Raw genomic sequence first — 15,372 nt, 5'->3', positions numbered from 1 at the left:
AAGATCGTCACAGCCCACCGCCGTCGCAATTACGCGCGGCGGCCGTTTCAGCCGACGCCGATGCTGCATAGCCTCATCCCGAGAGACCGCGTAGCGGTCGTCTCGAAGGACGAGGCGTTCGCTCAAACGTTACGAAGTCATCTGGATGGCCCTTGCGGGATTGCAGATTGGGCACTACCGCTTCGCCGCTTCCTTCTGCAGATCCGGGGCGTTGACGGCGGGAATGGCGACGCGGCCGGGGCCGGTCACCTTCAGCGCCTCGGCGGCCTTCTCGTTCTCCATGATCTTGGCCATCACCGCCTGGCCTGCGCGCTCGAAGATCGCGCGGTTCTCGATCACGAACTTCTGTGACCTGCGCAAGGAATCGATGTAGCCGTTGATCTCGGGTACGACATAGCGCGCCACCATGTCCCAGCTCCGGCGTGTATTTTCCGGATTGGCCCAGTCGTGCACGAACCCGATGATGGCGCCGACGCCGCCGGAGACCTGCATCACGTTCTTGATGGTTTTGACGAGATCGTCGGGCGTGCCGATGGTGGATGCCGCGCCCTCGACGAAGGCGGTCTTGTCCACGGCCTCGTCGGGCGAGGAGAATGCGGTCAGCCCCGGCCGCTGCAACGTCCCGACATTATATTCGTTGTGCCAGCGCATCAGCCCGGCGCCGGCCTCCTTGCGCGCCTGCTCGCGGGTCTCGGCGATGTGGAAGGTCAGCAGCACGCGCCAATCCGCTCGGTTCACCGTGGTGCCGTGCTTCTTCGCGGCATCTTCGGCGAACTGCCATTGCTGCTGCAGCGACATCAGGCCTTGCGTCGTCATCGAGCCCAGTGAGATGATGCCGATGCCGTATTTGCCGGCGAGCGTCATGCCGGAAGGTGAGATCTGCGAGGCCACGACGAACGGCATCTCCTCCTGCAGCGGCAGGATCTGCAGCGCGGCGTCGTTCATGGTGAACCAGTCGCTCCTGGCGGTGACCCGCTCGCCGTTGAAGAGCCGGCGGATCACGCCGATGGCCTCGTCCTGGCGGTCGCGCTGCGTCATCGGGTCGATGCCGAGCGTGTGTGCGTCGGAGGCGAGCGCGCCGGGGCCGGAGCCGAAGATGGCGCGGCCGCCGGTCATGTGGTCGAGCTGCACCATGCGCTGGGCGACATTGTAGGGATGATGATAGGGCAGCGACACCACGCCGGTGCCGAGCTTGATCCGCTTAGTACGCTCGCCGGCAGCAGCCAGGAACATCTCGGGCGAGGCGATCATCTCCCAGCCGGAGGAATGATGCTCGCCGCACCAGAACTCGTCATAACCGAGCGCATCGAGCTGCTCGACCAGGTCGAGATCGCGCCGGAACTGCAGCATCGGATGCTCCCCGATTGGATGATGCGGGGCAAGAAAGGCTCCGAACTTCAGGCGCGCCATGGCGTTCTCTCCGGCTTTGATTTTCTGTTCGTTGAGACGGTGAGGCTACGTGCCTGATGGCACGAACGCAATCGTGCGGTGTCCCGCACGGCGGAATGCTGGCATGCGTGTTTCTTCCCTCTCCCTGCCTGCGCGACGAGCTTCGCTCGCATTGACGTGTCGAGAGTGCCCCGTTCCAGCGGCAGTGTGACTCACTGTTCATGCAGAGTCGTGGCGTCACGTCACAGCGGCGTGCAAATGCGCCATCGCGGCATCAGGGTCTTGATCGAAGGCTGCGCGGTTTCTGATCGCGGGACTTGCGGTGCTCGCGCTCGTCGCGTCTTCTTCGATGCGTCGTCGCCGCTCCCGCTCACCAAGATCGTCTTCGGCCACGGTCGGGGATTGGTGATGGCGCCACTCTCCGGCGCAGTGCTCTCGACCGTGAAGCCTGTCGCCGCAGGCTCGGCCTCCGGGATGTACGACACCATTGCGCAGATCGGAAATGCGGCCGGAGCGGCCGCAATCGACGCGGCGGTCTTCAGCGGTCGAAGACCCTGCAATCAGGGCGCGCAGGATCTCTCGTCTCGCTTGCGCTGTTTATGACATTAAGTCCGGTCTACGCCGTATTTCTGACGTGGATGCGCGTCGCCCCTGCACGAAGTTGAGGCATTTGTGGTTAATGCCTGGGAATTCCGCGGAATCCCTACGATTTCGCAGGATTGACAGCGCACGGTCTTTTTATTTTGCAACGCAGCAACTATCTGGTTTGGCTGGACGTTGAACGTCGCCCACCAGGAATTCGCCGTGTCGTTAGCCAAAAATGTCGATTTGTTGAGACGTCTGCCGAGGCTGGACGGTCTGCGCTTTGCCGATCTCGGCCGCAGCGCTGATGTGTCCAGTCCATTGGAAGAGGTCACGAGCTTCGGCGACAATCCCGGGGCCCTGCGCATGTTCGCGTTCGTGCCGGCGCAGTTGCAGAAGCCGCGCGCGTTGGTCGTCGTGCTGCATGGCTGCGGGCAGACCGCGGCCAGCTACGACCTCGGCGCCGGCTGGTCGACATTGGCTCAGCACTATGGCTTCGGGCTGTTGATGCCCGAGCAGCAGCGCATCAACAACGGCAACACCTGCTTCAACTGGTTCAATCCGGAAGACACGGCGCGAGGCGGCGGCGAGGCGCATTCGATCCGTGAGATGATCGCGCACATGGTCAAGGCGCATCGCATCGACCCCAGGCGCGTCTTCATTACCGGTCTGTCCGCCGGCGGCGGCATGACGTCGGTGATGCTCGCGACCTATCCGGAAGTCTTCGCGGCGGGCGCGGTCATTGCCGGATTGCCCTATGGCATCGCCTCGAACCTGCGCGAGGCGCTGGACGGTATGTTCCACTCCCCGGTGCGTCCTGCGCGCGAACTCGGCGATCTCGTGCGCAACGCTTCCGACTATCGGGGCCCCTGGCCGAAAATCTCGGTGTGGCACGGCAGTGCCGATCGCACCGTCAATCCCGGCAACGCCAACGAGATCGTCAAGCAATGGCTCGACCTGCACGATCTGCCGGAAGCGCCGATGGCGGAGACCAATGTCGACGGCTATCCGCGCCAGGCCTGGTGGAACAAGGACGGCGAGACGCTGGTGGAATCCTACGCCATCACCGACATGGCGCACGGCACGCCACTCGGGATCGCCGACAATGATCAGCGCTATGGCGTCGAAGGCGCCTTCCTGATCGAGGCCGGCATCTCCTCGTCCTATCACATCGCAACGTTCTTCGGTCTCACCGACTGGATTGCGGACGCTGCGAAGGCGGAAGCCAAGTCCGTAACCAAGCCTGCAACAAAGCAGGCGCTTTCGCCCGCGCCGCATCTCGCCCGCTCGATCCGCGCGGCCGTCGCCGAACAGCCGGTCGCGCCGACGCGCGAGGAGGCCCGTGGCTTCGATATCGGCCAGATCATCACGCGCGCGCTGACCGCCGCGGGGTTGATGAAGTAATTTCCAACCGGGACGCACACTCCGCTGTCGTCCCGGCCCAGCAAGCCTCAGGCGCGCGTGGATCCGGGACCCATGCTCCCGTGACATCGTGAGACGCGAAGACATAACTCCGAGTCCCGGCAACCACATCGTCCTGCGGTTATGGATTCCGGTCTCGCGCTATTGCGCTCCCCGGAATGACGGGGGAGTTTGTCGCAACGCTCACATCTCGCCGGTAATGAACGGATTGGTCATCCGCTCCTGGCCGATGCTCGAGCCGGCGCCATGGCCGCAGATGAAGCCGACATCGTCGCCGAGCGGCAAGAGCTTGGACTTGATCGAGTTAATCAATGTCGCGTGGCTGCCGCCGGGCAAATCCGTGCGTCCGACCGAGCCGGCGAATAGCACGTCGCCGACATGGGCAAAACGCAAGTCCTTGTTGAAGAACACCACGCTGCCGGGCGAATGGCCGGGGCAGTGGAAGATCTCGAACGTGAGGTCGCCGATCGAGACGCTGTCGCCCTCCTCGAGCCAGCGGTCCGGCGCGAAGTTGCGCACCCCGGTCATGCCGAAACGCGCGCCGCTCTCCACGACATTGTCGAGCAGGAATTTGTCCGCCTCGTGCGGCCCCTCGATCGGCACCTTCAGTGCGTCGCGCAAGTCCGCCGCACCGCCGACATGGTCGATATGGCCGTGGGTCAACCAGATCTTCTCCACGGTGACACCGGTCTGCTTGATCGCGTCAAGGATCTTCGGCACGTCCCCGCCGGGATCGATCACCACGGCTTTCTTGGAAGGCTCGTCCCAGATGATGGTGCAGTTCTGCTCGAACAGCGTCACGGGAACGATGATCGCTCCCGCCTTGGCTTTGGTATCGTTTTGCTCGGTCATGGCCTCACAATGCCGATTTTTGCCATGCCGCCAAGCAAAAGATTCGTCCCTGAGAGCCAGAACGAGCCCGGGAACAGCCGTCACACGGCTGTCCCAATTGACCTGCCAATTTGAACCGGGGCGTCGCTATCGCGTTCTCCCGCGCAAGATGCAGATTCTGGGTGGTCTTCCGGCATGGCTCACGGCAACGAAAACTGGTGGCGCGACGGCATCTTCTACCAGATCTACCCGCGCTCCTTTCAGGACTCCAACGGTGACGGCGTCGGCGATCTCGCCGGCATCTTGCGGCGGCTGCCCTATGTGAAATCGCTTGGGGTCGATGCGATCTGGCTGTCACCGATCTTTCCCTCGCCAATGGCCGATTTCGGCTATGACATCTCCGACTATACCGGCATCGAGCCGCTGTTCGGCACGATGGAAGACTTCGATGCGTTGATCGCTGCCGCCCACGACAATGGCCTGAAGTTGATCCTCGACCTCGTGCCGAACCACACCTCCGACCAGCATTCCTGGTTCGTCGAAAGCCGCGCCTCGCGCGACAATCCCAAGCGCGACTGGTACATCTGGCGCGATCCCGCGCCCGACGGCGGCGTGCCGAACAACTGGCTGTCCGAGTTCGGCGGCAGTGCGTGGCAGTACGACGAGACCACCGGCCAATATTACTATCACGCCTTCCTGGCCCAGCAGCCGGACCTGAACTGGCGCAATCCCGACGTCCGCAACGCGATCTACGACGTGATGCGGTTCTGGCTCGAGAAGGGCGTCGACGGCTTTCGCGTCGACGTGATCTGGCACCTGATCAAGGACGCCGAATTCCGCGACAACCCGCCAAATCCGCATTACGTCCAGGGCCGGCCGCCGAACGAAAGGATCATGACGCAATATTCCACGGATCAGCCGGAGGTGCACGACGTGATCGCGCAGATGCGGCGCGTCACCGATGAGTATGGCGCGCGCGTCTTGATCGGCGAGATCTATCTGCCGCTGCATCGTCTGATGGCCTATTACGGCAACGACCTCACCGGCGCGCAGATGCCGTTCAATTTCGCGCTGCTCTCGACGTTCTGGAGCGCCCGTTCGATCGAGACGATCATCGAGGATTACGAGAAGGCGCTGCCGCGCGGCGCCTGGCCGAACTGGGTGCTCGGCAACCACGATCGCCCGCGTGTTGCGAGCCGCGTCGGGCCGGAACAGGCCCGGGTCGCCGCCATGCTGCTGCTGACGCTGCGCGGCACGCCGACTCTTTATTACGGAGACGAGATCGGCATGCACCAGGTGGCCATCGCGCCGGAGGATGTCCGCGATCCCTTCGAGAAGAACGTGCCCGGGATCGGCGTCGGCCGTGACGGCTGCCGCACGCCGATGCAATGGGATTCCTCGCAATTCGGCGGCTTCTCCGGGGTGCGGCCATGGCTGCCGCTGCCGGAGCATCATGTGCGTGACAACGTCGTCAATCTCGAAGCGGATGCGCGCTCGATCCTCAACCTCTACAAGCGCCTGATCGGCTTGCGGCAGAGCTGTCCGCCGCTGGTCGCGGGCGATTATCATCCGATCGCGGCGCAAGGTGATCTTCTGATCTATCGCCGTGAGGCCGAGGGCAAGGCGATGATCGTGGCGCTCAATCTCGGCCCCGATCCCGTCGCGGTGACCACCAGCGCCATCCGCTTCGGTAGCAGCATATTGCTGTCGACGTTCCTAGATCGCGAAGGGGAGCGGATCGAGGGCGTGCTGGATTTGCGCGGCAACGAAGGCGTGATCGTCGCGCCGCCGTAGGTGGGCCTTCACCGAAGGAAAGGTGGGCCCGGAATCGACGCTCTCTCCCCGTCATTGCGAGGAGCCCTTGCGACGAAGCAATCCAGAATCCCTCAACGGAAAGACTCTGGATTGCTTCGCTGCGCTCGCAATGACGATCGTGGAGGCGGCGGAGCAACCTCATTGACGTCACCCCGGATGCTTGTTGCCCGCAGTGTTCTTGTCGATGTCACTCCGCTTCAAGAGATAGTCCAGCCCGCCGATCCGGTACCAGCGATAGCCGTAAGGTTCCAGCACGATGCGGTGCTGGCCGCGCTTGTCGGCATGGCTGTGGTCTTCCGCGAGCAGATTGATCAGCCGTGCGCCGGCCTCGCCTGACAGGCCCGTCGAGAACGCGATCTCGCGCGGCTTCTCGTCGAGATTGTGCACGAACAGCACCGAATTGTTGCGCCAGTCGTAGCGCATGATGAACACGGCGGGATCGCGCGTCGGGATGATAGCGAAATCGCCCCAGCCGACCTCCGGCACTTCCTTCCGCATCCGAACGATGCGCTCGGTCCAGTTCAGCATGGAGTTGGGATCGCGCCGCTGCTTTGCGACGTTGACGTGCGGATAGCCGTACGGTCCCTTGTCGATGACAGGGCAGGCTGGCTTGTTGCTCTTGGTGAAGCCGCCGTGCGGCTCGGTGGACCATTGCATCGGCGTGCGCGCGCAATTGCGCTCTGGAAGCGAGAGGTCGTCGCCCATCGCGATCTCGTCGCCATAGCGGATCACGGGCGTTCCCGGCAGCGTGCACATCAGGCTGTAGGCGAGCTCGAGCCGCCTGCGGTCGCCGCCCAGCATCGGCGCGAGGCGGCGGCGAATGCCGCGATCGTAGAGCTGCATGTCCTTGTCGGGGCCGAACGATTTGAACACGGCATCGCGCTGCGCCTTGGTCAGGCGGCCGAGATCGAGCTCGTCGTGATTGCGCAGGAACAGGCCCCATTGCGCCGTCGCCGGCCGCGGCTTGGTCGCCTTCAGCGCCTTCGCCAGCGGGCGCGAATCCGCGGAGGCCAGCGCATAGAACAGATGCTGGTTGACGTGGAAGTTGAACATCATGTGCATGCGGTCGGCGTCGTGGCCGAAATACTCCATGTCCGTCTTGGGCAGCACGTTGGCCTCGGCGAGGATGATGGCGTCGCCCTGCCGCCATTGCAGGAATTCGCGGAACGCGCGCAGCATGTCGTACTGCTCGACCGGATTCTTCACCTTTGCGCCCTTGGTCGCGATGACGAAGGGCACGGCATCCATGCGGAAGCCGGAGACGCCGAGCTGGATCCAGAAGCCCATGATCTTGAGAATTTCCGCCTGCACGTACGGGTTCGACGTGTTGAGGTCGGGCTGGAAATCGTAGAAACGATGGAAGTAGTACGCGCCTGCCTCCTTGTCCCGCGTCCAGGTCGATTTCTGCACGCCTGGAAACACCATGCCCTTGTTGGCGCCGGCCGGCTTCTTGTCGGACCAGACATACCAGTCGCGATAGGGCGAGTTCTTGTCGCGCCGCGCTTCCTTGAACCAGTGATGCTGGTCCGAGGTATGATTGACGACGAGATCGATGATGATCCGGATACCGCGCTGCTTGCAGCCATGGGTGAACTCGACGAAATCGCCGAGCGTGCCGTAGCGGGGATCGACGCTGTAATAATCCGCGATGTCGTAGCCATCGTCGCGGCCCGGCGAGGACTGGAACGGCATCAGCCAGATCGTGGTGATGCCGAGGCCGTGCAGATAGTCGAGCCGGCGCAGCAGGCCCTTGAAATCACCGATGCCGTCGCCGTTGGCGTCCATGTAGGAGCCGACGGACAGGCAGTAGATCACGCCGTTCTTGTACCAGAGATCGTCGATCATGCGCCGATAGCCTCGGGTTGTTCCGCCGAGGTGCGGCGGCTGCGTGATAAGTGCGTGGGGGAGGGGAGGTTCCGCTCCGCTGTCGTCCCCGCGAACGCGGGGACCCATACCGCGTGATCTATCGGTCGTGGCTGGTAGGAGTACCGTTCGACGAGACGTCGCCCAACTCTGCCCTGTGGTTATGGGTCCCCGCGTTCGCGGGGACGACACCGAGAGTGTGCCAACAGCTCGCTTTCATCGAACAGTGTTCGCCCTTCATGGAATCGGCTAATCTCCCACCCATGGACAACACCGCCCGCATCACGCTCGTGCCGCCACCCGATCGCCGCCAGTCGGAGACGGCGCTCGCGGTCGCGCGCGGCACGGCGCGGCTCCTACGTTCGCTCGGCTTCTCCTGCATCAGCGAATTGCCGCTGCCCTCGGGCCGGCGTGCCGATCTCGTGGCGCTGAACGAGCGCGGCGAGATATGGATCGTCGAGATCAAGTCGTCGGTGGAGGATCTGCGCGCCGATCAGAAATGGCACGAATACCGCGCCCATTGCGACCGGCTGTACTTCGCCTTCACGCAGGACCTGCCGTGCGAGATCTTTCCGGAAGACACCGGCCTGATCGTCGCGGATGCCTATGGCGCGCACATGCATTGCGAGGCGCCCGAGCACAAGCTCGCGGCCGCCACGCGCAAGCAGATGACGGTGCGGTTTGGAATGGCGGCAGCCTTGCGCATCAACCGCCTGGTCGACCCGCAGGGGCACGCGGATTTTTGGGAGTAGCGTGGTCTCGTGTCCCGGACGCGCTGCAGCGCGTAGCGTTGCTGCGCAGAGCCGGGACCCAGAAGGCGGCAATGGAATCCGAGAAATGGGCCCCGGACGCAGCGCATCACTTCGTGCTGCGCTGCGTCCGGGGCACGAGAGCCGTTGAAACTTACCTTGGCGCGCGCTTCGCCAAAATGCGCTGCAGCGTGCGCCGGTGCATGTTCAGCCGCCGTGCCGTTTCCGAGACGTTGCGGTTGCACATCTCGTAGATGCGCTGGATGTGCTCCCAGCGCACGCGGTCGGCCGACATCGGGTTGGTCGGCAGCTCGGACTTCTCCGCGCTCGTCGACAGCAGCGCCGCGACGACGTCGTCGGCATCCGCGGGCTTGGAGAGATAATCGATCGCGCCCATCTTCACCGCGGTGACGGCGGTGGCAATGTTGCCGTAGCCGGTCAGCACGATCGCGCGCGCATCCGGGCGCTTCTTCTTCAGCGCAGAGACCACGTCGAGGCCGTTGCCGTCGCCGAGCCGCAGATCCACCACGGCGAATGCGGGCGCCGCCCTGCCGATCTGCGCAAGACCGTCCGAGACGGTATCGCATGACGTCACCGCAAAGCCGCGCGTTTCCATGGCGCGCGACAACCGCTCCAGGAACGGCTTGTCGTCCTCCACGATGAGCAGCGAGCGGTCGGCCTGTTCGTTCAGTTCGGCGATGGCGTTCAAGGTTTTGTCCTCTCTCCAACGCGTCTACATATGGCCTCGCAAGCGGGCGGTGCCAAGGCCGCCGATAGTCGATCGGCCCTGTTTGCGACGCAAGGTCGCGCCTATCCTATTGTTTCTTCGAGCGTCTCGATAGTCTCAAATCGCTGTCGCGGCCACGTGATCTGGACCACGGCACCGTGTTCCGGGAAGATCCGGTTGGTAAACGAGACCTTGGCGCCGGTCCGTTCCAGCAAGGTGCGCGCGATGAACACGCCCAAACCGAGGCCGCGCCGCTCGCCGCTGCCATCATCATGGCCGCGTCGCCGCGACAGATAGGGCTCGCCAATCCGGTTAAGGATATCGGGCGGAATGCCGGGACCGTCGTCGGATATCAGAAGTTCGATGTGGTCCTTGTTCCACCAGGCATTCACCTCGACGGTGGTGCGGGCGAAGTCGACCGCGTTCTCGACGATGTTGCCGATGCCGTAGAGGATGGCCGGATTGCGCGAGCCGACCGGCTCGGCCGCGGCGGTCACCGCGATCCGCACCTTGATGTCGACGCCGAAATCGCGGTGCGGGGCCACCACCTCCTCGATCAGCTCCGACATCTTCATGCGGTCGAACGGCGCGCCGATGGAGGAGAGTTGGGTGATCTTGCTCAGGATGTCGCGGCAGCGCTGGGTCTGCTCGCGCAGGGTCTTCAGATCGGCGGCAAAAGCGGCGTCCTTCACCGTCTTTTCCAGCTCGCGCGAGATCAGGAAGATCGTGGCGAGCGGCGTGCCGAGTTCGTGCGCGGCTGCGGCTGCGAGCCCGTCGAGCTGAGTGAGGTGCTGCTCGCGCGTCAGCACGAGTTCGGTGGCGGCCAGCGCGTCAGCGAGCTTGCGCGCCTCTTCCGTCACCTGGAACGAGTAGAGACTGGTGACGCCGATCGCGAGCGCGATCGAGAGCCAGACGCCGAGCAGATAGATCGGCGGCAGCACCAGCGGATCGTCGGAATCCCAGGGCAGCGGCAGGTGGAAGAAGAACAGGATCGAGGCACAGGTCACGGCGAGCAGGCCGAGGCCGAACGTGAAGCGCGCCGGCAGCGCCGTGGCCGAGATCAGCACCGGCGCGAGGAACAGGAACGAGAACGGGTTCTGCAAACCCCCGGTGAAGAACAACAGACCAGCCAGTTCCACGATGTTCAACGCGAGCAGGCCGGCAGCCTGGATCGGCTCCAGCCGGTGCATCGGATTGGCCGCGGTCTGGAGCCCCAGATTGAGCGCCGCCGACAGGGCGATGATGCTGACGCAGGGGACGATCTCGACGTTGAACTCCAGCCCCTGCGCCACGATGAAGATCGCGGCGAGCTGGCCCAGCACCGCGAGCCAGCGCAGCCGCAGGATCGTGTCCAGGCGGATATGCCGCTGTGCATGGCGGAAGTTGGAGGCGGCAAGTTCGGTCATGTCGGCCAATGCGGTGGTGCCTTCTAAGCTCATAAGCGCTGGGCTCGCGGAACCACCGGATTACAAGCCTTGCGCTCCCTGCCGCAATAGCAGAAGACGGTCAGCATGACCGAGAATGACAAGGCTTCAAGTCGGCCGACTGTCGCGGAGCGCAGCCCGTCCGCGGCGATCACGGTCGATCATCTCGTCAAGGTCTACAAGCAGACCCGCGCCGTCGACGATATCTCGTTTTCGCTGCCGCGCGGCAGCATCACCGGCCTTCTGGGCGGCAACGGCGCCGGCAAGACCACGACCATCGCGATGATCATGGGCCTGGTGCTGCCGACCTCCGGCCGCGTCCAGGTGCTCGGTCATCGGATGCCCGAGGAGAGCGCGGCCGTGCTGGGGCGGATGAACTTCGAGAGCCCCTATGTCGACATGCCGATGCGGCTCACGGTCCGGCAGAACCTGACCGTGTTCGGCAAGCTCTATGCGGTGAAGCACCTCGCCGGCCGCATCAAGGAGCTCGCCGACGATCTCGATCTCACCGATTTCATCGATCGCGCCAACGGCAAACTGTCCGCCGGGCAGAAGACCCGCGTCGCGCTTGCGAAAGCGCTGATCAACCGGCCCGAACTGCTGCTCCTGGACGAGCCGACCGCCTCGCTCGACCCCGATACCGCCGACTGGGTGCGGGCGCATCTGGAGCGCTATCGCAAGGAGAACAACGCCACCATTCTGCTGGCTTCGCACAACATGCTCGAGGTCGAGCGGCTCTGCGACCGCGTCATCATCATGAAGCGCGGCCGCATCGAGGACGACGACACGCCGGAGGCCATCATGGCGCGTTACAACCGCACCACGCTGGAGGAGGTGTTTCTGGACGTCGCGCGCGGCCGCGTGAACGGGGTCAAGGAGGGGGTGAGGTGAGGCGGCCCACGTGTCTCATCCGTCATTCCGGGGCGCGCGGAGCGCGAGCCCGGAATCCATTTCGCCGCGTGTGCTGCGGGCCGATGGATTCCGGGCTCGATGCTGCGCATCGCCCCGGAATGACGGCCCTTTCAAGATGACGTAGCTGCCATGACCGACGTCTCCCTCCATCGCGGCATCTCCGTCCATCGCATCGGCGCGATGATCCTGCGCTATTGGTACCTGCTGATGTCGTCGTGGCCGCGGCTGCTCGAGCTGCTGTACTGGCCGGCACTGCAGGTCATCACCTGGGGCTTCCTCCAGCTCTACATCGCCGAGAACGCCAATTTCTTCGCGCGCGCCGGCGGCACGCTGATCGGCGCGGTCATCCTCTGGGACATCCTGTTCCGCGGCCAGCTCGGCTTCTCCATCTCGTTCCTGGAGGAGATGTGGGCGCGCAACATCGGCAACCTCATGATGAGCCCGCTGAAGCCGATCGAGTTTCTGCTGTCGCTGATGGTGATGAGCCTGATCCGGCTCGCGATCGGGATCGTTCCGATGACGCTGCTCGCCCTGTTCCTGTTTCACTTCAACGTCTATGCGCTCGGCCTGCCGTTGATCGCGTTCTTCTGCAATCTGATCTTCACGAGCTGGTCGGTCGGCATCTTCGTGTCGGGTCTCGTGCTGCGCAACGGCCTCGGCGCGGAGAGCATCGTCTGGACCCTGATGTTCGCGATCCTGCCGCTGGCCTGCGTCTATTATCCCGTCAGCGTGCTGCCGGCCTTTTTGCAGTACGTCGCCTGGGCGCTGCCGCCGACCTACGTCTTCGAAGGGATGCGCGCGCTTCTCATGCAGACCTTCAGGACCGATCTGATGCTCGGCGCGTTGGCCCTCAACGCGGCCCTTCTGGTTGCATCTTTTGCAGCATTCCTTGCCCTTTTACGCAGCGCCAAGCTGAACGGCTCGCTGCTGTCGGGCGGCGAATAACGTCACTTTCTCGTGGATTCAGCCTGATTTGGCCGATCTGCTTACGTAGATGTACGGAACCATGCATTGACGCAATATTACGCATTCGGCAGTATGCTGCGATGCGAAGAGGAATATAGAAATGCCGATTGGTGAGTTTGGCGGCGCGCCGCCCCTGGCGGCCGAAGGCAGTCCGGTTCTGACGACGCCGATGTACTGGATGTACGAGATGGCGCACGCCTCTCTCAATCCGGCGCGTGCGGTCACTGACGCGACCAAGCTGCTGTTCCAGAATCCGCTCAATCCCTGGGCGCGCACCGAAGTCGGCAAGTCGGTCGCCGCGGCCTGCGAATTGTTCGAGCGGACCACGCGCCGTTACGGCAAGCCGGAATGGGGTCTCAACGACACCGAGGTCAACGGCATCCGCGTCCCGATCGAGATCCGCTCGGTTTGGGAAAAGCCGTTCTGCCGGCTGCTCTACTTCGACCGCAAATTCACCCGTCCGCTGCGCAGCCCGCAGCCGCGCGTGCTGATCGTGGCGCCGATGTCCGGCCATTATGCGACGCTGCTCCGCGGCACGGTGGAGGCTTTCCTGCCCGCGCATGAGGTCTACATCACCGACTGGGCTGATGCCCGCATGGTGCCGCTCAGCGACGGCCGCTTCGATCTCGACGATTACATCGACTACGTCATCGAGATGCTGCACGTTCTCGGCGGCAACACCCACGTCATCGCGGTGTGCCAGCCCTCGGTGCCCGTCGTCGCCGCCGTCTCGGTCATGGAAGCGCGACGCGATCCGTTCGTGCCGACCTCGATGACGCTGATGGGCGGCCCGATCGACACCCGCCGCAATCCGACCGCGGTGAACAATCTCGCCCAGGAGCGCGGCATCGACTGGTTCCGCAACCACGTCATCACCAAGGTGCCGTTCCCGCATCCGGGCATGATGCGTGACGTTTATCCGGGATTCTTGCAGCTCAACGGCTTCATCAGCATGAATCTCGACCGGCATATGGACGCCCACAAGCAGCTTTTTGCCCATCTGGTGAAGGGCGACGGCGACCTCGTCGACAAGCATCGCGAATTCTACGACGAGTATCTCGCGGTGATGGACCTCTCCGCCGAATATTACCTGCAGACGGTCGACACCGTGTTCGTGAAGCACTCGCTGCCGAAGGGCGAGATGACCCATCGCGGAACACGCGTCGATCCCTCCAAGGTCACGCGCGTGGCGTTGATGACGGTCGAAGGCGAGAACGACGACATCTCCGGTCTCGGCCAGACCGAAGCAACGCACGCCTTGTGCAGCTCGATCCCGGATCATCGCCGCGTCCATTACGTCCAGAAGGGCGTCGGACATTACGGCGTGTTCAACGGCTCGCGCTTCAGGTCGGAAATCGTGCCGCGGATCCATGACTTCATGGTTTCGGCCGCGAATCCGAGCTCGTTGCAGGCGCGCGCCGCCGAATAGCGTGTTTACACGCGAAGTAGCCGTTCCGATTTTCCATCGGAGCGGCTCTCGCTACGGTCTTCGGCTTTCCCGGCGAAAATTCGGGTCCTGTTTGGGCCTCCGACAGGGGTGGGTTCCCGCCAGATTCGCGGTATTTAGGTAGCTTCATAGGAGTGAGTCCGCCCTCACCCCTTGGGGGTGTCGCATGCGTCCAGCGGGGGCGAAAAAAGCCGGTTCCACCCCCAGTCTGTAGGGTCTCCCGGACGCCAGACCGCTGTATATTGGGCAAATGATTTGTTTTTGCGCCGAGCGCTTTCCCTGGCGGCGGTTATGGCAGAATCCGGGCGCCCTCCTGCCCCCCGGACTGACAGACATGGCTACCCGCGCACTCCTTTATCGTCGGCCCCACGAACCGAAGACCCTCGTCATCACCCACGGATCGCAATTTTTTGCCATCCGATTGCGCCGGCACAGACGTGCGCGCCGCTACACACTCAGAATTCATCCGAGCGACCGCGAAGCCATCCTCACCATGCCGCCACGCGGCACGCTGGCCGAAGCAAAGGACTTCGCGCAGCGTCACGGTGCGTGGATCGCCGCCCGTCTCGGTCGCTTGCCGAAGGCGGCGCCGTTCCAGCCGGGCACGGTGATACCGCTGCGCGGCACGCCGCATCGCATCGTTCACCGCGCCGGCACGCGCGGTACGGTGTGGACCGAGACGCGCGACAGCGGGGAGCGCGTTCTCTGCGTTGCCGGCGGGCTCGAACATGTCGATCGCCGCGTCGGTGACTTCCTCAAGCGCGAGGCGCGTCGCGATCTTCAGCGCTCGGCGGAAGCCTACGCGGCCGAGCTTGGCGTCAGGGTCAAGCGCCTGTCGATCCGCGACCAGTCCAGCCGCTGGGGTTCGTGCACCTCTGCGGGATCGCTGTCGTTCTCCTGGCGCCTGATCCTCGCGCCGCCCTTCGTGCTCGACTACCTCGCCGCGCATGAGGTTGCCCATCTCGTCGAGATGAACCACTCAGCGCGGTTCTGGCGCGTCTGCGGCAAGGTCTGTCCGTCGATGGAACGCGCCAAGAAGTGGCTCGACACCTACGGCAACGATCTGCACCGGTACGGCGTCGAGGATTAGGCCCTCGCTGTCGCCTCATCCGACGCTGTCATCGCCCGCCTTGTGCGCTCTTGCGCACTGGAGCGGGCGATCCGGTATTCCAGAGCCACTTGCTATGGAGCCGAGAAGCCGCGGCGTACCAGCCTCCCTGCTTGCCGCCTGCGCTAAAGCTTCGG

12 protein-coding genes are annotated in these 15,372 nt (G+C 63.9%); 7 read left to right on the top strand and 5 right to left on the bottom strand.

Features of this window, described 5'->3' with window-relative positions:
* Positions 1 to 174 precede the first annotated feature (174 nt).
* Positions 175 to 1,410, bottom strand: coding sequence for an LLM class flavin-dependent oxidoreductase (locus RX330_RS35455; protein WP_212083639.1), 1,236 nt, complete (start codon positions 1,408 to 1,410; stop codon positions 175 to 177).
* Positions 1,411 to 2,193: 783 nt separating this feature from the next.
* Here RX330_RS35455 and RX330_RS35450 point away from each other — a divergent pair.
* Positions 2,194 to 3,375, top strand: a complete 1,182-nt coding sequence (locus RX330_RS35450) for a PHB depolymerase family esterase (RefSeq protein ID WP_317241602.1) — start codon at positions 2,194 to 2,196, stop codon at positions 3,373 to 3,375.
* A 201-nt stretch (positions 3,376 to 3,576) separates the two neighbouring features.
* On the opposite strand, the gene RX330_RS35445 is transcribed toward RX330_RS35450, so the two are convergent.
* Positions 3,577 to 4,245 (bottom strand): MBL fold metallo-hydrolase, encoded by a 669-nt coding sequence (locus RX330_RS35445; protein ID WP_212083641.1) that lies wholly within the window; start codon positions 4,243 to 4,245, stop codon positions 3,577 to 3,579.
* Positions 4,246 to 4,419: 174 nt separating this feature from the next.
* On the opposite strand from RX330_RS35445, the gene RX330_RS35440 reads away from it, so the two are divergent.
* Positions 4,420 to 6,018 (top strand): alpha-amylase family glycosyl hydrolase, encoded by a 1,599-nt coding sequence (locus tag RX330_RS35440; protein WP_317241599.1) that lies wholly within the window; start codon positions 4,420 to 4,422, stop codon positions 6,016 to 6,018.
* Positions 6,019 to 6,186: 168 nt separating this feature from the next.
* On the opposite strand, the gene RX330_RS35435 is transcribed toward RX330_RS35440, so the two are convergent.
* The gene (locus RX330_RS35435) at positions 6,187 to 7,884 is read right to left on the bottom strand and encodes an alpha-amylase family protein (protein ID WP_317241598.1); all 1,698 of its coding nucleotides are present in this window, start codon (positions 7,882 to 7,884) and stop codon (positions 6,187 to 6,189) included.
* A 281-nt stretch (positions 7,885 to 8,165) separates the two neighbouring features.
* Between RX330_RS35435 and RX330_RS35430 the strand changes: the two genes are divergently transcribed.
* Complete coding sequence (locus RX330_RS35430) at positions 8,166 to 8,654, top strand: MmcB family DNA repair protein (protein ID WP_212083644.1); 489 nt, start codon at positions 8,166 to 8,168, stop codon at positions 8,652 to 8,654.
* 151 nt (positions 8,655 to 8,805) lie between these two features.
* Here RX330_RS35430 and RX330_RS35425 read toward each other — a convergent pair whose 3' ends face one another.
* Positions 8,806 to 9,360: an ActR/PrrA/RegA family redox response regulator transcription factor gene (locus tag RX330_RS35425; RefSeq protein ID WP_212083645.1), complete on the bottom strand. Its 555-nt coding sequence runs from the start codon at positions 9,358 to 9,360 to the stop codon at positions 8,806 to 8,808.
* A 101-nt stretch (positions 9,361 to 9,461) separates the two neighbouring features.
* Positions 9,462 to 10,784 carry an ActS/PrrB/RegB family redox-sensitive histidine kinase gene (locus RX330_RS35420; protein WP_317244031.1) on the bottom strand — a complete coding sequence of 441 codons (1,323 nt, stop codon included), beginning with the start codon at positions 10,782 to 10,784 and terminating at the stop codon, positions 9,462 to 9,464.
* A gap of 105 nt (positions 10,785 to 10,889) precedes the next feature.
* Here RX330_RS35420 and RX330_RS35415 point away from each other — a divergent pair, with 105 nt between their 5' ends.
* The 4 genes from RX330_RS35415 to RX330_RS35400 all read left to right on the top strand — a co-directional run bounded on the left by RX330_RS35415 (position 10,890) and on the right by RX330_RS35400 (position 15,217).
* Entirely contained in the window at positions 10,890 to 11,693 is an 804-nt protein-coding gene (locus RX330_RS35415; protein WP_317241597.1) for an ABC transporter ATP-binding protein, read from the top strand.
* A 150-nt stretch (positions 11,694 to 11,843) separates the two neighbouring features.
* Positions 11,844 to 12,659, top strand: coding sequence for an ABC transporter permease (locus RX330_RS35410; protein ID WP_317241596.1), 816 nt, complete (start codon positions 11,844 to 11,846; stop codon positions 12,657 to 12,659).
* A gap of 121 nt (positions 12,660 to 12,780) precedes the next feature.
* Positions 12,781 to 14,109 (top strand): polyhydroxyalkanoate depolymerase, encoded by a 1,329-nt coding sequence (locus RX330_RS35405; protein WP_212083649.1) that lies wholly within the window; start codon positions 12,781 to 12,783, stop codon positions 14,107 to 14,109.
* 268 nt (positions 14,110 to 14,377) lie between these two features.
* Complete coding sequence (locus RX330_RS35400; RefSeq protein ID WP_212083651.1) at positions 14,378 to 15,217, top strand: M48 family metallopeptidase; 840 nt, start codon at positions 14,378 to 14,380, stop codon at positions 15,215 to 15,217.
* Positions 15,218 to 15,372 lie beyond the last annotated feature (155 nt).

The sequence above is a fragment of the Bradyrhizobium sp. NDS-1 genome (assembly GCF_032918005.1).
Classification (GTDB): Bacteria; Pseudomonadota; Alphaproteobacteria; order Rhizobiales; family Xanthobacteraceae; genus Bradyrhizobium; species Bradyrhizobium tunisiense.
Note: the sequence above shows the minus strand (reverse complement) of the source record. Positions and strands in the feature narration are given on the sequence as shown.